Consider the following 23372-nt stretch of genomic DNA (forward strand, 5'->3'; position numbering starts at 1 on the left):
GATGGATGGCTTCACTGGCATTAACCTGTTTCAACACATCCATTAGTTCTTCAGTTGATAATTCTTTTTGGAAATCTCGCAAGGCCAAAAGTCCTTTACGTACTCGCATTAAATAGCTGGTCGGCTCACCCACTTCAAGCGCTTTTCGGATATGCTTTGTTAACAGCAGATCAAAGCTGCTATTAAACAGCTTGTTTTTTATAGCCGCTTGGGGGATATCAGACAGGACGTTCGCTAATTGCTTTAACTCCACCTCATTGGGCGGTTGCAAAGACATTTCACCAAAATCATATAATCCCAGCTGATGGTTCTGATGGCGCAATTGATTACCATGGCGGTCGGAATCAAAACAACCACCCTGAAGAATGTTAATGAGTTCCACCGTGATGATTGCTTTAGCAATGGCTCGGCGAATTTCCTTGTCTTCCGGAGTTTGGTTAGGAAGTTCATTAAATTCGGATCCATACATACGTTCAATGAATCGATAGCCTTCGCCACTTTTAATCAAATGAGCCGGATTCATGGTAAAAGTATGTGGTTTATCATTAACTTTCACTGTGATAGAACGAGCGTATAGCTTGGCTGCAATCTGGTTTTGCTGCTCACTTAACTTTCTGTCCATTTCAATTTTCGACAGTTCTTTGGCTTCACTGATAATCGATAAAATGCTCTCCCGAACGGGTTTCATATCGACATGCGAGCAAGACTCAATGGTCCTTTGCAAATGCATAAAACCTTCTTGCGCATTTTTTGCTGCATTTTCACGCAACATCAAGAGCACCACGTCCTGCCCATTTTCTAACTCTGCTTCCAGAGCTAAGTTATAAGAGGCCGAGCCTAAAAGAGCTCCGATACGTTTAATCATTTTGCGATCGTCACGAGAAACCACTTCGCGCAAGAGCGGCCATAATTGCCAACGATGAGGTGGGTTCGCTCGTCCCTTCAAATGATCCAGATCGCGGCGAATATGCTCAGGTGTATTCGGATGACTATGAACTGCCTGAGCCAGTTTGACATAGGCAGGCCCCATGTGTTCACATAACATGGCTAATTTTTTACCCGCACTAGGTGATTGCCCAGCCTCATGCGACTGATTGGTTGCTACTAACATTCCTGCTAACAAATGGCTGCGAATGTATTTATCTGCTGTGTCCAGATAAGCTTTTAGCAAGGAGTAAGCAAAATTTTCCTCTTTATCTGTTTCGGCATGCGGGAATAATTTATGAGCAACGTAGGAAAAGGCTTCTTCGTAGGCATCTTCCATCTCATCAGCGGTTTTTACTTTATTGGCAGGAATAAGCAAGTGATCCACAATAACCGCTCGCTCTTCCAGGCTCACATCCCAGAACTGCGCGTAAAGAGTTCTTAACATTAACGCAATAGTTCCTGGCTTTTCTTTTTCAATTTCTGCCAAATTATCACTGTAGCCTAAGAGTTTTGCCAGGTCGTTTATTTTATTATGGTTTAATAAATAACTGGAAAATTTATCTGTTGTTTGACGACTGATAGGAGAGGAAATGAAGTCCAAAAATTCCTTTATGTCGTTCTTGTCTTCGCTTAGTTTCCGAGAAGCTGCAGCGAGGCTGCTAATAGAAAAATCGATCTTTTCCTGTTGATTAGTCGATAAATATTTATCAGGCTCTAACAAAATACCTAAATGTTCAGTTACTTCCCACTGAGATTCGATGGCATTGGCCAATCGTGAAAGCATTAAAGTGACATCTCTTTTTGCCATATTTTTATACAGACGATTAATCACGGCAATCATCTTTTCTTTATATTCCTGAGATTGGTCATCCTGACCATATTTATCTCTTAGGTCTTTGACTAACTGTTCAATGGCTTCATTACGCAGGGAAATATAGCTAATCGGTAGACTGATTGCATTCTCCACGAAGAGAAGATCTTCCAATGCTTGGATACGCTCATCGCGCTCAGGGATCCCTTTTATCCGCTCGATAACCAGCCGAGCAAAATGCTCTTGCACCTCGGTGGAGGGAAATATCAGTTGTGAATCAAACATACGATAAATAAGAATTAAATCATTCGATGTTAAATGGTTTGTGCCACTGGCTTCTTGAGGTAAACTCCAGAGGAATGATTTAAATATGTCGGCACGATCAACAGGATTAGGCACAAACTGAATAGCGAGTTTCAGTAAGGCTATTGTTTCTTTGGTTAATACCTCATAATTTCCATATTGTTTGATATGCTCCTTAAAAAAGCTAGGTGCAATAGAATATCTCCGCCCCCAATCATCATCTATTTTAATAGTTAAAGGGAGTAACTGTTCCAAACACTCAAGACTGAGTGATTCAAAAGGCAAGCGAAAAATCTGAATAAATACCTGAGGCGGAATCTCATGAAAATACATTGAGATAGTACTAACTAATTTCAGTTGTTCTTCCGTGGTAAATAAATCAAATTTTTTGTCCTGAAATTGCTGATTAATAAAAAATTGAACATAGGGAGTGTTATAATGTAATTTCGATTTCATTTCATTAGAAACCTGTTGCAGGTGCTCCAGATCTCGTTTATCTTCTCGCCCTAGGAAAAAGCTTTTCACAACGGCTTTCTCTTCTGGAGTCCCATTCATGGCTATATTGGTAAATTCAGCAAGCAAAAATTGAATGGCTAGGTTGTCAATATTGCGAGTCTCATTTTCTGAAGGTTTGATTAATACAGGCCAATTCAAATCATAATACTGCTTGAATTTATTTTCAAAAGAGTCCTCACTAAAAAACATCTCGAAGTTGACATTAAATTTCTGAATCACATTATCAGATAAAAATGCCAATATCGCTTCATAATAATCACTACTACTGTATGCAGCAAACTGTCGAGGCAATTTAGTAATCGGTTTGTATTCACGATAATTAAGGGCGAAAGATAATAGTCTTTTTTCAGGTAATAAAAGCCATAAGTTTTGATCGCTAGTTATGCCAAGGCGCCATAATGTCTCAGCAATAATAAAGCGCTCATCTTTTTTTGCCCATTCAAGATGACTCGACCAAGGCACCTCAGTAACATTATCCTGTGGTGCAAAAGTATTCCACTCAATGTGCTCACCAATAATTGAACCAAAAAATCGCTCATTTCCGACAGGCATGCGTTGATGCTCTTGCTCAAATTGATAGGTATGAACTTTTGCCCGAGCACGCGACTGGTTAAGATGACCTAAGTATTTTTCTTGTAACGCTTTGAGTGTCTCCGCCGCCTCTTTCGCTTCCTCAAAGCTTTTTGCTTTGACAAACGCATCAAATGCATTGTTCATGACCTTAAAAAGTCCAAGTTGGGGTACCCGGACGTTATCATTCAAATAATTTTGACGCGTGAAAGGTTGATGAACAAGAGCCAGATAAACACGTTCAAAGGCTGGGATTCGCAACTCAAAAGCCCGTTCAATCAACTCTTCCGCTGCTTTTTTCACTTCCGCATCGTTCAAATTAATGTCCATCGCATACAAAATCCGACAGAAATCCCTGACCTTAATTCCAATACTAGAGGTTACTTCATAAGGTAATAATTCAACCGTTAGCTCTGCTAATTTGGACTCTAAAAATTTGAGTTTCGCTACGGTACTCTCACATGCATCACATTCATTTTTAAAGAAGACTTCTCGGTGAATCGGAGCAACAGCTTTTAAAATAGTATTTGGTAAAGACGTTTGTTGCTTCTCATCGCGTTCATTTTCTTTGATGGCCAACCAGGTTAACAAATTTTTTATACGTTGATGATAATCCGCTAATGCCACTTGTCGATAATCATGAACCAAATATGATTTATGGACATGACTAACATCCCATTTGTGTTGCTCTTGAAAGTTAATGCTTTTTCTTAAGTAACTAATACCTGCTTGAGTATTATGGCATTGTTCAATCGTTAATTTATCGAGTTTGAATTGCTCATTGGCTGAAATCTCATAATAAATTCCAACACCTTCGTGTTTCATGTAAAGTAACTCATTGGCTAACGCGAACTCTAATTCTTCAACCGTATAAACGCCATTTTGCATTTGCTTAAGAAAATCGCTGTGAATGACAATCGCGGGTTTAGTAAATCCGGCCAGCGAATTAACCAATTTATCGCCTGTCGTTGTAATAAAAATTTCAATAGGTTCTTTGAAATTATCGGGACGTAATTTATTAACCAGTTCAGCAAGAAAGGCCTTGGTATCTTCGAATCCTGCTTCATCCAACGAATGCAACTGATGCTCTTCCATCAGCAGCGGTCTACGTTTTTCTATGTCACCGTTCCCTGTCATCTGATAATATTTGTTCGCGTCTCGGATCTTAGAGCGTAGATCATAATCAGCATCCGTAAATTGGATGGATTCCCAGGTTGCCCCTTCCGGATAGGAAATATAAAAATAAGGTAAGGAATGATAGTCCTCTGTAAGACAGGCTATCCCATTCCATGGGTCTAAAAGGATCCCCCCCCATTGGCTGATGTCATTGAGAGGACTATCGGGATTACGGTCAATGACCAAAAACGTGTGGCCATCTTCCGGGTTGCCATCATCATCAAAGTAATCAATAGTAATTTTCTCAACGATGGTATCACTATCAATTAAATATTCATCATATAATCTTTTAAGAGCAATGACGGTATGTTCCTCACAAAAACCCGTACTGATTTCTGGTTTATCAAAATATTCTGCGTTTGCAAATATTTTTGATTTTTGGATTGTTTCTATAACCTTTTTATCACCCCCCCTTTGAAAAAGCAGAGCATTTTCTCGGTTAAATTGCTTTTGAGAGGCATCTCGATGTTCAACCAATTCAAGAGTTTTTTTAAACCGATAAGCTAATTCTTTATCGGTAATCGTTAATTCTTCTCCTTGGCCTAAAATGTGGATGAAATAATCGGCATGTTTTTCAAGATAGTCTTCCATTTCAGTGATGTTAATATCGCTGCTTCCTCTTCCCAGCAGTTTTTGTGCTCTTACAATTTTTTCACACAAAATCGAAGATTGTTTGAGGATAATCTGCTTGAAACTTTGCTTCTGATTATTGTTTAGATTGAGCGGCGATTTTACCTGCTTATCGAGACAAAATTCCTTAAAACTCTCATTAATGAACTCAAAAATATAGTGCTCGATTTGCTTTTGTTTTACATAGACTTCATACGCTTCATGTTTCTTATCATGGGCATCAAGATATTCCATTTCGTATATGCATGATTCTAATTGCTCCTCTTCAGGAGTATTAGCTCTTCTGGCCTGTTCATACGCTTGTATTTTGATGCGCTCAATCTGTTCAAACTCTTCATATCGATTCGCTGCCAAAGGAATTTTTTGATTAATTGAATCTTTAATCTCAATACATTTTTTTAATAATTTGTTTCTCTGCTCTTTATCTTTCATATGAATCCCGTTAATAGTCAGTTTGTAAACAAGTAATTTGTTAAAAATTTGGATACTTTGTATATAAACAAGAGCTATTAATCGAATATTAAGAAAAGATTAAGACCCATATAAAGGTACCGTTCGCCTTTTACACTACGTTGCATTTTCATCTTATCAACCTAACTGACTGTATGTTTAAATCGTTTTGCTACGATATTGATACAGTTGTTATTCTTTAATAGTGAGAGAACGTTACACGCTATATGAAAAAATTGACTTTGCAGAAACAGTGACCTCTTTAAAAAAGACCACTGGCTATGCTGTCTTAAGTAATGTACGTGACTCTCAACAGAATATATTCCAGTTGAGACTTAGCTAATCTCAGACTAGAGAAAAGACTTGAACGTTTGGGGGTCGGGAGGAGTTGTAGCGATTCTAACGATGTCAATAACATCCAAAGATGGGAATTGAAATAAATGTCTTTCTCGAGAAGAAAGAGTCATGCTGTTATCTATGTTCCGCTCATACATTTTTCTATTTGGAGCTTCAACTTGAGGCTTCTTACTAATAACTAGCTCCGGATTAGCGGTGCTAATTCCTAAGTTGTTGGAAGCTCGATTTAAAGCCTGGAAAAATAAAAGAGTCATGTAAAAAACATTTTTGCGAACATATTGTTGAATTATTACACAGTGAGAATAATTTAACAATAGGAGAACGAATTTTTTTAAATTTTTTAAACCGTACTTGGAAGAGGGAGTTGTCCTGTCGGATGACCGATTTTTCATTTTCCTTCTTGTTGAACCATCCGGAATTTCCGGATAGTTGAATCGGGTACCAGTTCATTTTATCTTAACTCGTGCACGAAGGTTTTTTTAGGAAACGTATGCCGGTAAGATTGTTAGGCATAGGAATCAAATTGAAACAAGAGCAGATCTACGAAGGTAAGCAACTGCACTTATTTGAATTAGACTTAGTATGAAAGTGAAAGTAACTCTAACGTAAGGCATCAATATTTATGACTGAAGAAATCAAAGTTCCAAATCTAAATGAAATTCGTGAAGCCAGAAATCTACTGGATGATAAAATTTTGCTAACTCCTGTTTGGGAATGGAGAGGGCAAGAAAAAGATAATCTTTTTGGGAAGAATACCGAATTATTTCTCAAGCTTGAAACACTCCAATATGGTGGTTGTTTTAAACTTCGTGGCGCCTTATTAAATATGATGGCTCTAAAGAATAGCGAATTAAAAAATGGAGTGACTGCTATAAGTGCTGGTAATCATGCAATTGCAGTAGCATATGCTGCAAAAAAATTAGGTATTAATGCGAAAGTTGTTATTCCAAAAACAGCTAACACATTTCGAGTTCAACGTTGTCAATCTTATGGCGCCGAAATAATTTATTGTGACACCATTAATGAAGGCTTTAACATGGTTCAAGAAATCGCAAAGCAGGAGTCTCGAGCCTTTATTCATCCATTTGAAGGCTATCATACTGCATTGGGAACGGCTACATTGGGCTTGGAGTTCGCGGAACAAACTAAAGGATTAGATGCTGTTGTTGTCGCTATAGGAGGAGGTGGCTTATGTGCAGGGGTTTCAAATGCATTCAGTCAAGCACAACCATCCTGTAAAATTTACGGAGTTGAGCCAGAAGGGGCAGATACAATGAGTCGAAGTTTCAAAGCAAATAAACCAATGGCTATTAATAAAATTCAAACCATTGCGGATAGCCTGGGTGCCCCTAAAGCAGAACCATATAGTTTCCATTTATGCAAAATGAATGTTGATAAATTAGTAACCGTTAGTGATCAGGAACTTATTACTGCAATGAAATTAATTGCAGAAGAACTTAAAATGATGGTTGAGCCAGCTTGTGCAGCTGGCATTGCTGCATGTCTAAACCCTTTAAAAAATGAGCTTCATGGAAAAAGGGTAGGGATTATATTTTGCGGAAGTAATATGGATATCAATACCTTTTGTGGCCATTGTAATTAGCGGGGGAGGTTGGGTTATTTTGACTCAACATCCTTTTAAGCATGTTGCTTTACCAATTTCTAGGCAGTAGGTAAAAAAGCACGACCTGACCAAATCTACGCATAAGTGATATAATTCAAAAATAAATGCCCCGTTATTTGAGTATTATTTAGATGATTAAAGCTTTTCCGAATGAGTTTCGTTTTTGTTTCAAACCAATGAATAAATCCCAACATGAACTAGTTCTGGAGTGGATTCATCAGCCACATATCAATGAATGGCTTCATGGGGATGGTCTAAGTAATACGATTAAAGACATTGATCAATTTTTAAATGAGGGAGAGCCGTGGGCTACTCATTGGATAGCCTATGATAATGAAATCCCCTTCGCTTATTTAATCACTTCTGAAATAGAGAAATCAGAAGAATATCCTTATGGTGCGATTACATTAGATTTATTCATTTGCAGATTGGATTATATCGGTAAGGGATTGTCAGTACAGATGATTCATGAATTTATCTTAAGCCAATTTTCTGATGCCAAAGTAGTACTTATTGATCCAGAGGTAACTAATGAGCGTGCAGTGTATGTTTATAAAAAGGCTGGTTTTAAAATTGTTGACGAATTTATAGCCTCTTGGCATCCAGTGCCACACTATAAAATGCAGTTGTATATTGAAGAATTAAAAACCATATTTTATTAATCATTACCTCCACTTTAGAATTAGAGGTGGCTTATGAGAGGTGGGTAATGTATGTTCTGATGGCCAACCAAGAATAATTGGAGCTACAGCAGTCATTTCTTTAGGTATCTCCAGCTCTTTTTTCCATTCTGGTAAATTTAATGCTGGGACTGCAAACCCAACAACACAGGAAGATAGACCATAAGTAAGCGCAGCAAGCATTAAATTTTCAGCAGCTAACCAGCAGTCAGCGCTGACAAATTGCCCTTTAAAAGTACTGTATATCACAATTAAAGTATGCGCATTATAAAATACATTGAATTCTTTTTGTTGCACTACTTGCAAAACATGCTCTTCTTGTAAGTCTATATTTTTCTTTTTATCTTTCATTGTTAACAGCTTGGCACTTTCTGAAATACGATCTAATAAAGATTTATTCTGAATTACTACAAATCCTCTGGATTCTTCATGCAGCGCTGACGGAGCATGTATTGCCGCATCCAGGAGCTGCTGAATAATCTCTGAGTCGACTTTTTGAGGTAAATAATTACGGACTGCTCTTCGATTATATATTGCATCCATTACATCAATTTTGTAACGATTGATTGATTCTGCGTTTTCCATGGCCTGCTTTTCCTTTTTCAGTGTCGCGCCTTAGCTTATTATAGCAAAATTTAGAAGTTATGTGATTGATATACCAAGCTTAAATTGTTCTTCTTCACAGTCTTCAATTTTTTGTTTTTTGCATTTTTTCCACATTTCCCCTTTGTCCCTGATTTTTTATTAGAGATTAAATATTGGGTCATTAGATTTTGTTCTGGAGGATATGGGTTCAAGAGCATTCTCAAATAGCGCGCGTACATTTTTATAAATAGGATCATCTACCCCTTTCATTTTTTTAAGGGGAAGGTCAAATAGCTGACAAATCACCTTTTTTATATTCCAATAAACTCCCCCACATTCCTCCTTGGGAATTGAATGTGCCTTTGCATACTCATTAATAACATCTGTGGCTGCTTGTACCGAGTCACTTAGATCATATCTAAATTGTAATTTGGGTTCTTTCGCACTAAATTCAAAATCAATAAGATAAGTTGTGTTGCTTTTTCCATCATAGATCAGATTATCAATTTTGAAATCCTGATGGAAAATGCCTTTTGCATGAAGCATTGAGAGTGCACCAAAAATTGAGCAAAGAAGATTGATTAATTCTTCGATACTCATATGAGCATAATCTAGCTTACTTATGAGAATACCTGGCATTTTAGGCATTATTAAATAATATTTATTATTTCGATGAATTAATTCGCCAAAACCATAAACCTCTTTAAATATTTCTTTTTCATGTGTGAGTTTATCTCTAACAATTATGTTTTTAGGTTCTTCAACGATTTTAATGGCATAAATTTCATTTGAAATAATATAATTATCTGCTTTCCTAAGAAGCACCGCACCTTTAACACATTTACAATTTATTCCGCGTCCAAAAAAAGCATTTTCATTGCCGTTTCTTTGCCTCCATCCCATGAGAAAATAGTTTTGGCTTGACGTCTTTAGAAGCGTGTAAGGAATTTGCCCATAAGTCGCAGGATCTTTTCTTTTAAGAATCGCTTCAGCGGGATGTCGGGATAAATCATTTAGAATTATCTCATTCACTGCATTTAATTGCTCCTGAGATAGAGTAATATTATAAATTGAAGGGTTTTCAATTTCTCCGATAAAACTGTATTCGCTTTTCATTTCCATAAAGATTCTCACTATAAGACGTTCGGTCGAGAGATCCTGCCTTACAGAACCTTCTCCTGCTTGTGTTGTTACGTTTAATAAATCCTGGGTGCGAGCAAATGACGATTTTATGTTTTTTTGATATTAAACCCAAATTTCTTTTTTTCTAGAAACTTTGTTTTGTAAAAGTCTGCAATCTGAGTTATTTTTTCAACATTGGTGGCAGTTCCTTTTTATGATTGCAGGTTTCATAAAAATTGTTTATCCTCCATGTGCTACATTGCTGAAAATCTCATAGCTGTTTGCTCGTGTTTATTAACAGTTACTCTAAATCAACGATAAGCCAATGACTGAGAATAATTGCTGATCAGAGTTTAGGAGATTTTCCAATATCAGTTTTTCTGGTGCAGTATGGCAAAATTTGATTTATTTGAAGGGACACATTGAAGTGGGTATTTAATAAAAATGAATGGATAGATAGCCCTTATTTTTTTCTAGTTTATCCATACATCATACTCACATCAAAACCCCAAATGTATGTGAAGATGGACAATAAAATAAATGGATTTAAAACGATCAGTAATTTTTGCACTAAGCTTGCCGCTTATTATTTTCTTGGTATCTCCGCTTGTTTTTTATTTTGGAAACCATTCTGAATTTACGACGAATCTTGCAGATACGATTCCGCCGCTTGTATTTCTTTTTATTGGTGCTACAGTAATTTTACTTGGGTTATTACTGGCAATTTCCCGGTGGCCGGTGCTTTATGCAATTAGTTCAGGGTTGTTGGTGGGACTTGCCTTGTCTGCCTGGGTGCAAAGTCAACTTTTTGCGTGGGATTTTGGTCCGTTAGATGGAAATGGAATCAACTGGAGTAAATGGAGTACCCAAGCTCATGTAGAGTTGCTCGTCTGGTTTTTTCTAATTAGTGCTGTCATCACTCTCTCTTTTCGTTCAAAAAATAAGTTATTTATTCTAGCACAAGGCAGCTTGCTGCTAGGAGCGCTCTCTCTAGTTACTGCCTGGATGAGTTCGGACTACCATCCTAAGAAAAATAATGACCAAGCTGCTGCAAAGAGTCTTTTTTCCTTCCACAAGAAGAATAATAAGCTCCTGATCATCCTGGATACTTTTCAATCTGATATTTTTAATGAGATAGCACAGACTTGGCCTGAGGAAGTGGCCTTTTTGCGCGGCTTCACTTTTTATCCAAACACAGTTGGTGGTTATCCAAGCACAATTGCTTCTTTACCATTAATTCTGACGGGTCAATTTTACAAAAATGAAATTCCTATGAAGGATTGGACGAAAGCAAACTATTCAACCCTAAATTTGGCGGATTATCATACTGAGAAAGGATATGGAGCCAGTATTATTTCAATTATTTCAAGTACACAGTTTGAGGGGATTCGAGCCAAAAAAGCATTCATGGTGTCTCTTGGGGACAAAACCTGGGTAGGGATTAGTAAGAATCAATTGTTATTATTGCTGACTGGCAGTCTATTTCGATCTGTACCAACCAAACTAAAGTCTGAATTTTATGATAAATATAAGTGGCTCCGTTTAGATTTCATTGGTGATGATTTGCGCTTTTTGAAAGCGCTCGAAAAAAACGCCGAGGTTAATTCCAATAATCGAGGTGAGTTCAAAGTGTATCATTATTCGGGTGTTCATCCTCCTTACCTGGTTAATGAATTTTTAAAATATGAAAAAGACATGCCTCACACAAGGGAATCTTATGTGCGTCATGCACGAGGAGTTTTGCGATTTTTGCGCAGCAATCTTGAATTGCTTCAGAAATTAGGTATTTATGACCCTGCTGAGATTTTGGTTATCGGAGATCACGGGAAGGGATTTTGGCCAGCGGATGCTCATGGTTCTGCAAAGGCATTAGATGACGGGATAGATACTGGTGCACTCGGTGCAGCGCGTCCGCTTTTTTTATATAAGCCAAACACGTCGATCACTCCTCTCACTTATTCAAATAAATCACTTCACTTGGCTGATATCGTATGTATTCTTTCCTGGAGTGATGGTAAGTTTCCATGTGGAACTGATCGTTTATCAAAAGTAGATGCAAAGAAAAAACGTACTTTCTTATTCTATAGGTGGAGCGATCCGCTTTGGGACAAAACGTACCTTCCGCCAATGTCAGAGTATGTTATCCATGGTGATGTAAGAAATATACAATCGTGGAAAAACCTTAATCGAGAGTATGCTGCGGGTTCTGTAAAGCAACTAATTAAATTTGCTGAGTATAAACTAGGTACGCCCCTAAGTTTCGCACAGGAAGGTAATGTAGCGGAATTTTTAAAGCAAGGCTGGTCTGGGCAAGAGAAAGATCATCGATGGACCGAGGGATCTAAAAGCCGGCTAGGTCTTTATATAAAGCAAGAAAAACCGCAGTCCTTATCATTGCGACTGCATGCTAGCGCTTTTCCGACTAAAGATAGAAAGCCCCAACAAATCAAAGTTCTAGTTAATGAACATCAAGTTGCTTCCTGGACAATGCTCGAGCTGGATTGGTACGAAGCAACTATTCCAGCAAAAATAATAGGCAATGGATTATTGGATATTAAGTTTATCATCGCCGAGCCCACTGCCCCCAGCGAAATAAGTGAATCTCTAGACCATCGTAAACTGGGAATTTTCGCTCAAGAGATAATTATTGATGAAATAAGAAGAGCCTAACATATGAAACACTGTGCAGAAGACTACAATTACATACCCCATCAAGCATCTTTTAGAGACCCATCAGGATTTATTTTTACCCATCAAGGAACCATTCACAGACAGGTAAATTTAATTTATCGCCCTCATTATGATCATTTGATTCAGTCAGGGTTATACAAGAAATTAACTGATAAAAAATGGCTTATTGCACATACAGAAATGCAACCAGATCCATTTTTCGAGGGGGCTTACAAGATTTTACGTCCAATGCCGCTTCAGTTTATTTCTTATCCCTATGAATGGTCATTCAGTCAACTCAAGGATGCAGCGCTACTCACGCTTGATGTACAAGAGATCTCACTGGAATATGGTATGACCATAAAGGATGCTTCTGCATACAACCTGCAGTTTGAACAGGGACGTGCTGTATTCATTGACACACTCTCCTTTGAAATCTATGAGGAAGGGCAGCCTTGGGCGGCCTACAAACAATTTTGCCAACACTTCCTGGCGCCGCTGGTTTTAATGGCAAAAAAAGATATAAGGCTGGGGCAGCTCTTGCGAGTTTATATTGATGGTATTCCTCTTGACCTGGCAAGTTCTTTACTCTCAAAACAGTCCTGGATGAATCCTGGACTGTTAATGCATCTTCATCTCCATGCGAGAATGCAGAAGTTTTATTCTCAAACGAGTAAAACTAAGCGACGATCCGGTAATCAACAAACAGCTCAACTCAGTAAGAAGGGATTTATTGGACTCTTGCACTCTTTGCGACACACGATCAAAAAACTTGACTGGAAACCCGAGGGAACGGAGTGGGCAGACTACTATCAGGCAACAAATTATTCAGATTCATCATTTGCAGAAAAGAACAGAATCGTGAAGCAGTATTTGCAATTGTCTAAGCCGAAAGTAGTGTGGGATCTCGGCGCTAATACAGGACATTTCAGTCGTTTGGCTAATGAAATGGGAGCAACAACAACGCTTGCTTTTGATGTTGATCCAGCAGCTGTGGAAATAAATTATCGTCGGATCAAAGAGCAAGAACATCATTCACCGTTGCCTCTCTTGCTCGAGTTAACAAATCCAACCCCAAATTTAGGCTGGTCAAACAAGGAACGAGATTCTTTAATTGATCGTGGGCCTGCGGATTGTATTATGGCGCTCGCATTGATTCATCACCTGGCAATATCAAACAATATACCTTTGGATCGTATCGCTGCTTTTTTCGCAGAAATAGGTGAGCATTTAATTATTGAGTTTGTGCCCAAATCAGATAGTCAGGTTAAACGCTTGCTGCAATCTAGAAAAGATATTTTTGAAAACTACACAAAAGAATATTTTGAAAAGGCGTTTAGTACTTATTTTTCAATAAGCTGCATTAATGAAGTATCAGGATCTGAACGAATACTTTATTTGATGACAAAAAATAAAGAGATCAAGCCGAATTAAAGGAGGATATAACATGAGAAATACTTCAATATTAAGTGTATTGACTACTTCTGCACTAACATTTTTGTTGTTAAATAGTTCGCCTGCGTACGCTTATTTGGATCCAGGAACTGGAAGTGTGATTTTGCAGGGTATTATAGGCGCTATTACCGCAGGTATGGTGATACTAAGAATTTATTGGCATCGATTACTTAGCTTTTTAGGTTTTAGAAAGAATGAGGAAAAAGAAGAGATTAAGGAATAAATACGAATTAACTTTCGTCAAAACGAGAGGGTTATCTTACAGATAAAGTGCCGATCTACAGAGTAAACATAGCCAACCAGGCTATGTTTAAAGTCTGTTTACTCCCAAAGCCCCATAAGAATCTATAATTAAGAATGGAACTCAATTTAGAATTCATGCGTGGTTCTAGGGAGGATCTATGCCAGGAAGGAAAATTTTTCGTGCAACCGTGTTAGCGTGTGCAGAAGATGCCATAAAACATGCACGTAGAAAAATTTTACACGGAAGTACTCAGCTCGAAAATAATGACCTGTCACCCGCAATGTTTGAGGAGTTAAATGATGGGGTTGAAACACTCAGAACCGAGATAGATCGAACCGTCAGCAAATGGCTTGAAGCACACCCTTTAGATGATCCATTCTTTATTCGATTTAGAGTCACGGTTGATCTTTCATCCAAATTTGCTCTTGGCAGTTGCCATGAGCTTGCAGTTCAGGCACTAGATTATATACTAGAACATGATCCAGACATTAACGCCGAAATTTTTAGTATTAAACACGGCGATCATGAAATTTTAGTCTTAAACAGAGATCACTCGTAGTGACCCGCGTAGGCCTGAAACGTGGGGGCCCAATGCTGTAATTTGTGATCCTTGGGCAGATGATTTTTATGAGGCCTATAAATATCGTTCAAGATTAAGAGCTTATGAATATGATGAAGCAAACAAATTGAATCATAGTGTTAAATTGGGTCCTCGACATGAGCTTAGCGCAACGCGCACCTTCAACTCAAATTATTTCCTTCGTGAAGACACTGTGGGCGATCTGAAAGATCGTTTTTCTGTGCAGGCACAATCTATGATTAGAGCACTGGAGGATTTTAGGGCTGAATTGGTGGGAGAGCAAGAAAGGCTAAAAGATAAACCTAAAAAAGAAGCGATAATTTCTAATAAAATCAGAGAGGTTGAGGATACTATTCAATTATTAACCGAGCGTCATTTGGATAGTATAGAAGACGACTATCCGGATTTTGAAACGGCAAAATCGGATTTATTGGTCGACCTTGACCTCATAAGGCAAGGGGTGGGGGTGATGCAATTTTCCCAAGAGGAACAAGGTATATTGCATGAGCATTCAAATCTATTAAAAAGAACAGGTCTTTTAGGTGGCATCACTGATACAGAGTCTAATTTACAGCGAATTACCGAAGAGGCAAGCGAACGATTTAAGGCTAACCCACTAGCCTAACGTAACTGGTTATTTGCAATCAGGATTAATTTACATTGAATGTAAAATCCTGGTTACAAGCAAACTGAATCTTATACACAACTCACCCAACCTGTACTCAAATCTGACTTTTCCCCAAGAATTTTAAATTGTGACTAAGAGACAGTTACAAGCAACCAGTTTCTACACGTGCTTGCTATTGGCAAAAGTGTTGGAAATAAGGCTATAATGGTTGAACGGATGCAATTTTTCACAGGGAAGGTTTCAAATGAGAAAAATATTTCAATGGTTGGTGGAATTTCTTGATGCTATTGTTGGTGTTACGGAAGATAAACCTAATAACTGCTATATAAGTGTTTATGAGGCTCGGGAAAAATATGAAGCGAAAATGCGCGACAACAAAACCTTTGAACGCAAGGATGTAATTTAAGAAGCTCATAAGATCTTCTTGGAGCAACGTAGCCTGGGTGCAGCGAAGCGGAACCCGGGAAATGCAGCATTTACTGATCCCGGGTTCCGCTTCGCTGCACCCAGGCTACATCAATTAATTATACATACCCCTAACTCAACCCAACATACGTGCTGTTGCTGTTGAGCAGTAGGACTCAACTGTTTTTCCAGCAATTATTCCATAAAGGAAATTATTGAAAAGTGCAGCAGCCTCCCTCTTCCCTTTTTGGTTTATTTTCTTCATCTCCCCTCATGCCCTTGACCGCACTTTTCATCTTTTGCTGTGTTTCTTGCTGCTGAGGTTCTTCTGAGGGCTTTAGACTTGGTTTTGCTTTGGGGGTGTGTTCCGGTTCTTCCTGTTTTTTCAGCTCTTTCTCCCCTCGAGGTTCTTCTCTAGTAGGGAGGGGTCTTGTTTTGGGATCAAACTCCACTAAAGTATATGGTGTGATACGGTCCTTCTCCTTATTCAAGCATTCTTCTTGATTTTTAGCCATATCATTGTAAGGTTTGCTTTGGCCTACAAGAATAATAGGTTTTCCGTTTTTTGATCTATAAATAGCTGCAGCTCCATAATTATAGGAAGGATCTTCAGGATTTACATCTTTTTCTTGTTGCACTAAAATTTTTGGTCCTTTCCCCTTAAAATGTTCATGTAAATTATGAGCGAACTTTAATGCTTTTCCGGTATTTATTGCCATTCCTTTTTCGAAAATTTGTATTTCTTCAATCTCTGATTCCATCGTTTCGAGCAGCCCATTTCCTCCTGGGACACTTCCAATTGGGATATTTTGTATGAATGGAGTATTACCATGATAAAGCCCAACATCACCATTTTTAAATATAAATACAGCTGGAAAACATGAATCTAATGAATGAGTGAATAAAATCCTCTTATCGGTTGCTTTTAATATTTCTATAGTTCCGCGTTCTGCCTCTATTCCTCTTCCTTGAGCTGCTTCACTCATCGCCAAAGCAGAAGTATGATAAATGCCAGGTAATAATTCTTGTGTTGATTTGACTTGGGGGCTACCATTAGCCTCAGTTTCTATAGATAGTGTAGGCATTGGATATCTCCAAAAAAAAGACAATCTATCGATAATAATAGATGGGATATCGCTCTTTTGCTTGATTTTAGCCTTATTATCATAAGCTTTTAAGCAAGCGACGGTCCGACCTATTGCTGCTCATATTATATCGCTATGGGGCAACGTCCCAAGAATATTTTTTTAAATCGACACGACCATTGATAATGACAATGCCTTCTTTTTCTAACAGTTCTTTCTGCCGTAAATAGTGGGGGCTTCCGTCTGGAAAAGAAAGTACTCCTCCGGATTTTAGTACGCGCTGCCATGGAAGATTATGACTTATTGTACACGAATGAAGAAGCCATCCAACGCCACGTGCTCCTCGTGAGTGCCCCGCCAGTCTGGCAATATCCCCATAGGTTACAACTTTACCTCGAGGTACTGATTTAATTAACTTAAGCACTTCTTTTGAAAACTCAGTTTGTATGTTCATTCTGCAAAAACTCATTTTCTGTTACATGAAGTGTACACCATTTGTTGATAGACTAAAGCCTTGTCTCCGATAAGCGCGGGTTGGGCTTGGCTCGACTTACACTTTTTTTTAATTTAAATAGATTCTGATTGCAGGCAACCAGGCACGTGATTTCGAATAAGCTTATTTCCATGATTTTCTAAAACAGTAGCGTCTTTTATTGCTCATTAAGTAATTTGTTTATTTATATTGATCTTTTAATGGATAATTGGTTTATAATAATCCATTTTTTTGGTTGAACGTGTTAAAACAAATTAATATTCCGTTAATTTTAATAAATTAGAATGTCCTTCAAATCCAGGATATCTAAATGATAGAGCGTGTAGAACTAAAGCTATGAAAATTTATAGTAAAATAAACTTAGGGTTTCAGGAGGTCTTTACTCATGAAGACGTTCTCCCAAAGAATATAGAGCAACCAGAGAAGAAACCATTTATCATCTTAACATTACCTGCAGACACTTCGAATATCGCTTATCTCATTCAGAATTTTCCCCTGTTTAAAAAACTGGGATACTCAGAGGTCCAAGATAGGACACAAATTTTAACGATTACCAGCAAAAGGAAAGTTGGGATTGTTATCAACGCAATTTTTGGAAGCCCTGATTATAATCACAGTCAAAATGCTGTTTTACTCAATAGTTTACTGTTGTTGCAACAAGAGTTGACTAAAACAGAAAAAACGTACAATCCCCCTCATAAAAGTAAAGAGCGTGCACAATATCATTCCGTTCATGCTGAAATTATAAGAGAAACGAATGCGCCAAAACCTTCTCATAGTGTTGAGAAAGTAAGAAAGGTTGGTAAAGCAACTATAGAAATTCTAAAAACAGAAGAGTCTGGAAGAAGAATTACTGAAATTGAGGCCTTCAATGGCATGTGTTATCGCCTTCTATTAAATGATCGTACCCCTAGAGTGAGAAGCGTACATGACAGTCAAGGTAGGCGAGTTGGAGTTATTTCTAGAGAAATCGATAATTTTCAATCCTTGCATGATTACTATTTAAAGCAAAAAAAACAGATTGGGTATATGCGTTCGCCGTCGCAGATGGACCTAGTAAAATCAGGTATTGGCAGAATATTAGGTGCTGCTTATACTGAGGAAGAGAATGATCTGTATGGTGCTAATATTGGCTATGATCCAATCAATTTGAAATCCTACAAAATTGATCATGATCAAGCAACCTGGCCAATCACATCAAAATACCATAACAAAAATCCTAATAAACCACTTTACAAGGTTGATGAAAGAGCCTATGGCATAAAACCTAAAGATGCTTTTCCCATAACTCAAAGAGATATTACACGCTTCCCACATTTACACGATGCGAAACCGCGTAATTTTCCTGATGAAACTGATAGCGGCATTTTAGATCTGACTGGGATTGAGGATAATCCTGATTTTGTTAAAGATGTATTTTCGGTTTTTCTTAAAAGAGCCTTATTCGACGCGCAAATTTATCGAGCCATTGCTGATGAAACGATTGGGAATCCCAAATTACGAGAAGAATTGGTAGCTCATAAAACCCGACGTAGTGAATTACTAAAAAAAGAACTTATAAAAAACAAAAAATTTTTAAATTTTCTTATCGAAAATCCTGATTTAAAAGAGCAAATTATTGCTGAATTTAGAGAATATAATGCTGACTATAATGAAGAGAGTCCTTTGCGCCTTGATCTTGAAGATTTAGGAAATAAATTTGATATTCTTGTTGAGCAAACTTCAGAGCAAATGGAAGTGCCAGAAGCAGCTGTTGAGCTTTTTAAAACCTATTATAAGCCTGATCAAGAGGCATATCAGTATAAAACAGTTGCAAGGGATTTATCTCGAAAACAAGAAACAAAAAGTCATCTCAAATTAGAGCTTCATGTGAATGACAATGAAGCTGAATTTATTTTTAATAAACTCAAGAGAACATGGATAAGTAATCCAATAAATTTTCAAGCGGACATAGTTGAGATAAGCGCAGAAAAAACTCTTGCAAACATTTTAGCAGATGTCATTGGACTCGATGGTAAAGTTGGCGTTTTCGGTGGTGAAACACGTAGATTAGATAATGACGATGAAATTACAATATCCAAGGGTGCTGCCGCTATTTTTGATCTGTATAAAAAACATCAAAGGGGGGAGATTCCTTCTGCGGTAGAAACCTTAGAGGCGATTATTGCACAGGCAGCTATTGCAAACGCTTATCAAGGACATACTTTGTTTAATCGTCGTCAGACTGAAACATCTGATTTTTATAATAATATTGTTGCTATCCAGCATAGACTACTTACTGAAGATGTGAGTGACGCAGTAAAAACAGAAGAGCAGCTCTATGGAATCTGTTTATAAAGTATTCATAGATCTTATTTTTACCTTTTGCTAAGATGAGATGTGTTCTCAATAAAGTTTGGGTACAGTGTTGGAAGACGATATCCCTGAAGAAATTCAAGATATAATCTATTCTTTCCTCAAAGAAAGAGAGCGTTTTCTTACAAGTCAGGTATCTAAGCGCTCATTACGAATTTCAAGACGCCAGCTCTTGGAAGAATCCTATTCTTTGATTCAAAATTTAATAAAATCTCCTTTAAAAAGTACTTCTTTATCGAGTTTATTAATCAATCTGCATAGTGCCTATAATGAAGCATGCAAATTTGAAAAAATGTTCATCACATTCAAAATTAAATTCAAAGAATTATCGGCTGATAATTTAGTCAATATAAGAAAAAGTATTATTGACATTTCTCTTCATCATATCAAAGAAAAAATGCAAAACCAGTCTGTAGAGTATGATGAAGAAACGCAACAGCTTATGATCCAATACGATACATCAATAGAGGAGGCGAGTATGAGTGATGAATCACGCACTACCTTATACAAAATCGTTTACGCTAAAATGGAAGAGCAAACGAATCAATATAACGATTTTTTACAAAGAGAGTTGGCGCTATGGCAGAGTCGTTATGAAGAAATCAATTCCAAGCATAATCTAATTTTGGGTATTTTATGACGAGCATCCCATTTTTTGCTCTAATCCAATGCAATAAAATCTGAGGGTTCTCTATCAATAAACTGTTTTATCAATTGTTGCCAAAAAGGGCGATATAAAGCATTAAACAAAGGATGTGAATCATCAACGGGAAAACAGGGACCATGATTCACTTCCAGTAACCAAAGCTTAGTATTCGCCTCAACCATAAAATCAAAACCAAAACAGGCAATACGAGGCTGGCTATCTTGCCAAATGGTTGCAAATTGATTTTTCAAGGTCTTTATTACGAGCTGGCAGATAGAAACAATATTTGATTTATAGGGTTGGAAAATTGCCATCTCATCGCTTAGTCGTTGAACGACATTAAATCGTTCATCACTAAGATGTTCATTGGTGAGATGAGCCTCTAGTTGGCTGAAATTGTCTTCTTGATAAGGTTTTAGAGCAATATTCAAATAGCCACTGGGATAGAGCGCTGATCCTGCATGAGTCGATAAAACTAACAATTGTCTAATGGAAAATTTATGACCCGACACTGGCCCTTGAATTAGTAGCGGCTCAACAATATAACGTTGCAGAACTTGAGGTCCTCCCATGCGCTGATGTGAGAGAAAATGTGTCTCAACATCATTTAAATCATGAAATATATGAATATGATGACCGTTATTTAACATGGAGGGTTTTAAGATCCAAGGTGTGTTGGTAGATTGGGAATTATCAATTTTAGCTAATACAGAAGGCCAAATCTGATCATCAATAAAAAAGGTCTCTGGCATCAAATATTCGAGTTGATTTGCTTGCAGAAAAGCTGCCAGCAGATGTTTGTATTCCAAGGTTTCGCTAACCTTCGGTGGAAACTGTAGCCAGGCTTCATTGACTGACGCCAGAGCCGAGAATCTGCTTGGCTTCCATCCATCGGCCTTCAAAAAACGTGCTAAATTAGCATGCGTTGGCGATGTTTCTGCTACTAAATGAAATTTTCTCATAATCTTTCATTAATTTTGACATTTCATAACAAAGTATAGTCTTGATTGAATGAAGTCATGATGCGAGGGTTTAAGGCAATGTTGATTATTTTATGCACAAATATCTCCTATACTTAAATAGTGTAATTAGCAAAGAGGTAAAAATGCTTGAACGCAATGATTCAAATGGGGTCACTGTTACGAGACAAGTAAAGAAATTGATTCCAGATACCACATATAAAAGTTCAGATTTTTTTGACAAATGTGAGGTAGAACCAAATTTCAAAATAGAACAAGAACAGATCACGATTCAAGCATCGAAGACTCCACCTCCAACTGTCAAGGTGGACGATTTAAATATTCCAGAAACCTTATTAAATGATTTGTCTTCTGATGAGATAGCAAATATTGCGAATCAACTTATAAGTTTCGCTTACGATCCCTTGAAAGTGGCACACCATCTCAAAGATTTAGATGATGCGTTGGGAAAATCAATGCAAGAAAGTCAAATTTTACCCTCACAAGAACACACACTTCCTGATTCTTTGATTGCAGGGAGAGGAAATTACATACCAGGCCCTCCGCCATCTACCTATAAACCTTTAAAAAAGGGAGGGATGCTGAATACATTATTATTAGAGCGTGAGAATTTGCGTGATGTAAATAAAAATGGTTTTATTGTCAAATTTATTGGTTTTGTCAGTAGTATGATCGCTGATCGAGTAGTCTCAAGTGGTCAACTTTTTAATGAAAATAAGCAAGTTAATCGTGTTCTTTTACATGGATCTTATTCACATCGATTACTGCTGGAAGCATTTGCTCATGCTATAGAAAAAGGTGAGATTGATTTAAAGCTTAAATCAGGAAAAAAGCTTAATTTTGTTCAGTTATTGAGTGTCTTGGTTACTGTAAAAACAAAAAATTTCCACAGTCTTTGGGAGATGGCAGTAGATTCTATAGAGGATTCTGAACGCGCTTCCAATGCTCCATTGGATTCAAGGCAATTTAGTTTTAGTTGTCGATCTCCTTTTGTTTTAAATTCTCTATTGTTGTGCTTTGGTAAGGAGCTTGGATTACCTAATCTGCAAATGTATTTACTGGATAGTCATTACAAAGCTGCGTATGAAATGGTTTTACGTTCTAAAGAAAAAATGGCAAAAAGGGAAAGATTGGATAATTATTTACAAATTGATATTCCGAATGAAAGAATATATGAGCGTTGTATGGAGTATTTTTCTACAATGGCTGAAAGTTATGGAGAAGTAGGAGGAATGACCCCTTTTACAATCGATGAATTAGATATGCTGTCTGATAGTCGTTATCTATCATCATTCTGGGGACCCAGTGTGCGGATGAAAATATCATCACCACAACAACAAACAGGGACTTACTCAAGTTGGACGGGTTTTTTTCAGAGTAAAAGCCCGGTAGAGGAGCGCGTTCCAAGTGAATCCAGAAAACACGAACTCCCTAAATCAGAGGAAGATGATGATGCAGAGGAACAATTAAATAAAAAGAGTAAGTACTAGGGTCTGTTTACAGACCCTAAGAAAATCTGAACTTTTTACAGCAGGGAGGCGCATAATGAACAATACACGAATTGATTATACTCAATTTCCTGGCGCGATTCAGGCGATATTTGGTCTTGAAAAGTATGTGAATAGCAGTGGCTTGGAAAAATCACTTCTTGAGCTGGTTAAGCTGCGTGCGTCACAAATTAATGGTTGTGCTTATTGTGTTGACATGCATACCGCTGACGCAAAAAAAGAAGGGGAGTCAGATCGCCGCCTCCATGCTGTAGTCGTATGGAGAGAAACTCCTTTTTTTACTCCTCGTGAGCGAGCGGCTTTGGCATGGACTGAAGCCGTTACCTTATTATCAGAGACGCATGCTCCTGATGATATTTATAATGAAGTCCTAACATGTTTCAATGAAAAGGAAGTCATTGATCTTACTATGGCAATTATCGCGATTAATAGTTGGAACCGTTTGGCAGTTAGCTTTCGCAAATCTCCAAGCTAAAAAAATTACAAAGGTTAAGCCTAAGGCCTGAGGGATCGTCAGTAGTAAATTAAGAAAAATAATTGAAAAGGAAACTATACTAACCAAATGGGTTGAT

19 protein-coding genes and 1 pseudogene are annotated in these 23372 nt (G+C 37.6%); 13 read left to right on the plus strand and 7 right to left on the minus strand.

What is annotated here, in order from left to right; all coding sequences use genetic code 11:
• The coding region (locus Lani_RS17385) for a hypothetical protein (protein ID WP_040523451.1) at window positions 1-5365 on the minus strand (5365 nt) is incomplete at its 3' end.
• A 368-nt stretch (window positions 5366-5733) separates the two neighbouring features.
• The gene (locus Lani_RS17390) at window positions 5734-5994 is read right to left on the minus strand and encodes a hypothetical protein (protein WP_127908244.1); all 261 of its coding nucleotides are present in this window, start codon (window positions 5992-5994) and stop codon (window positions 5734-5736) included.
• Window positions 5995-6200: 206 nt separating this feature from the next.
• Here Lani_RS17390 and Lani_RS21115 point away from each other — a divergent pair.
• The 3 genes and pseudogenes from Lani_RS21115 to Lani_RS17400 form a co-directional block, all read left to right on the plus strand.
• Window positions 6201-6326, plus strand: a pseudogene (locus Lani_RS21115) (DNA polymerase IV); the annotation flags it as partial.
• 36 nt (window positions 6327-6362) lie between these two features.
• Window positions 6363-7343: a threonine ammonia-lyase gene (locus tag Lani_RS17395; RefSeq protein WP_019235508.1), complete on the plus strand. Its 981-nt coding sequence runs from the start codon at window positions 6363-6365 to the stop codon at window positions 7341-7343.
• Between the two features lie 152 nt (window positions 7344-7495).
• Window positions 7496-8026 (plus strand): GNAT family N-acetyltransferase, encoded by a 531-nt coding sequence (locus Lani_RS17400; RefSeq protein ID WP_019235507.1) that lies wholly within the window; start codon window positions 7496-7498, stop codon window positions 8024-8026.
• A gap of 3 nt (window positions 8027-8029) precedes the next feature.
• On the opposite strand, the gene Lani_RS17405 is transcribed toward Lani_RS17400, so the two are convergent.
• Window positions 8030-8629, minus strand: coding sequence for a nitroreductase family protein (locus Lani_RS17405; protein ID WP_019235506.1), 600 nt, complete (start codon window positions 8627-8629; stop codon window positions 8030-8032).
• Window positions 8630-8788: 159 nt separating this feature from the next.
• Window positions 8789-9751, minus strand: coding sequence for a protein kinase domain-containing protein (locus tag Lani_RS17410; RefSeq protein ID WP_019235505.1), 963 nt, complete (start codon window positions 9749-9751; stop codon window positions 8789-8791).
• A 540-nt stretch (window positions 9752-10291) separates the two neighbouring features.
• On the opposite strand from Lani_RS17410, the gene Lani_RS17415 reads away from it, so the two are divergent.
• From Lani_RS17415 to Lani_RS20555, 6 genes are all read left to right on the plus strand, one after another.
• Window positions 10292-12421: a sulfatase-like hydrolase/transferase gene (locus Lani_RS17415; RefSeq protein ID WP_019235504.1), complete on the plus strand. Its 2130-nt coding sequence runs from the start codon at window positions 10292-10294 to the stop codon at window positions 12419-12421.
• A gap of 3 nt (window positions 12422-12424) precedes the next feature.
• Entirely contained in the window at window positions 12425-13855 is a 1431-nt protein-coding gene (locus Lani_RS17420; protein WP_019235503.1) for a class I SAM-dependent methyltransferase, read from the plus strand.
• 13 nt (window positions 13856-13868) lie between these two features.
• The gene (locus tag Lani_RS17425; RefSeq protein ID WP_019235502.1) at window positions 13869-14099 is read left to right on the plus strand and encodes a hypothetical protein; all 231 of its coding nucleotides are present in this window, start codon (window positions 13869-13871) and stop codon (window positions 14097-14099) included.
• A gap of 178 nt (window positions 14100-14277) precedes the next feature.
• The gene (locus Lani_RS17430) at window positions 14278-14679 is read left to right on the plus strand and encodes a hypothetical protein (protein ID WP_019235501.1); all 402 of its coding nucleotides are present in this window, start codon (window positions 14278-14280) and stop codon (window positions 14677-14679) included.
• 127 nt (window positions 14680-14806) lie between these two features.
• Window positions 14807-15325 (plus strand): hypothetical protein, encoded by a 519-nt coding sequence (locus Lani_RS17435; RefSeq protein WP_019235500.1) that lies wholly within the window; start codon window positions 14807-14809, stop codon window positions 15323-15325.
• A 247-nt stretch (window positions 15326-15572) separates the two neighbouring features.
• Window positions 15573-15734 (plus strand): hypothetical protein, encoded by a 162-nt coding sequence (locus tag Lani_RS20555; RefSeq protein WP_019235499.1) that lies wholly within the window; start codon window positions 15573-15575, stop codon window positions 15732-15734.
• 211 nt (window positions 15735-15945) lie between these two features.
• Here Lani_RS20555 and Lani_RS17440 read toward each other — a convergent pair whose 3' ends face one another.
• Both Lani_RS17440 and Lani_RS17445 read right to left on the minus strand, forming a co-directional pair.
• Window positions 15946-16818 carry a hypothetical protein gene (locus Lani_RS17440; protein ID WP_019235498.1) on the minus strand — a complete coding sequence of 291 codons (873 nt, stop codon included), beginning with the start codon at window positions 16816-16818 and terminating at the stop codon, window positions 15946-15948.
• Window positions 16819-16951: 133 nt separating this feature from the next.
• The gene (locus Lani_RS17445; protein ID WP_019235497.1) at window positions 16952-17272 is read right to left on the minus strand and encodes an MGMT family protein; all 321 of its coding nucleotides are present in this window, start codon (window positions 17270-17272) and stop codon (window positions 16952-16954) included.
• Between the two features lie 375 nt (window positions 17273-17647).
• Here Lani_RS17445 and Lani_RS17450 point away from each other — a divergent pair, with 375 nt between their 5' ends.
• Both Lani_RS17450 and Lani_RS17455 read left to right on the plus strand, forming a co-directional pair.
• Window positions 17648-19648 (plus strand): hypothetical protein, encoded by a 2001-nt coding sequence (locus Lani_RS17450; RefSeq protein WP_019235496.1) that lies wholly within the window; start codon window positions 17648-17650, stop codon window positions 19646-19648.
• 70 nt (window positions 19649-19718) lie between these two features.
• A complete protein-coding gene (locus Lani_RS17455; RefSeq protein WP_131774965.1) occupies window positions 19719-20306 on the plus strand; it encodes a hypothetical protein in 588 nt (195 codons plus the stop codon).
• 20 nt (window positions 20307-20326) lie between these two features.
• On the opposite strand, the gene Lani_RS17460 is transcribed toward Lani_RS17455, so the two are convergent.
• Window positions 20327-21274, minus strand: a complete 948-nt coding sequence (locus Lani_RS17460) for an ATP-grasp domain-containing protein (RefSeq protein ID WP_019235494.1) — start codon at window positions 21272-21274, stop codon at window positions 20327-20329.
• Window positions 21275-21417: 143 nt separating this feature from the next.
• Here Lani_RS17460 and Lani_RS17465 point away from each other — a divergent pair, with 143 nt between their 5' ends.
• Complete coding sequence (locus Lani_RS17465) at window positions 21418-22782, plus strand: hypothetical protein (protein WP_019235493.1); 1365 nt, start codon at window positions 21418-21420, stop codon at window positions 22780-22782.
• 55 nt (window positions 22783-22837) lie between these two features.
• Window positions 22838-23275, plus strand: coding sequence for a carboxymuconolactone decarboxylase family protein (locus Lani_RS17470; RefSeq protein WP_019235492.1), 438 nt, complete (start codon window positions 22838-22840; stop codon window positions 23273-23275).
• Window positions 23276-23372: the final 97 nt, after the last annotated feature.

It is taken from the genome of Legionella anisa (genome assembly GCF_001467525.1).
Taxonomy (GTDB): Bacteria; Pseudomonadota; Gammaproteobacteria; order Legionellales; family Legionellaceae; genus Legionella; species Legionella anisa.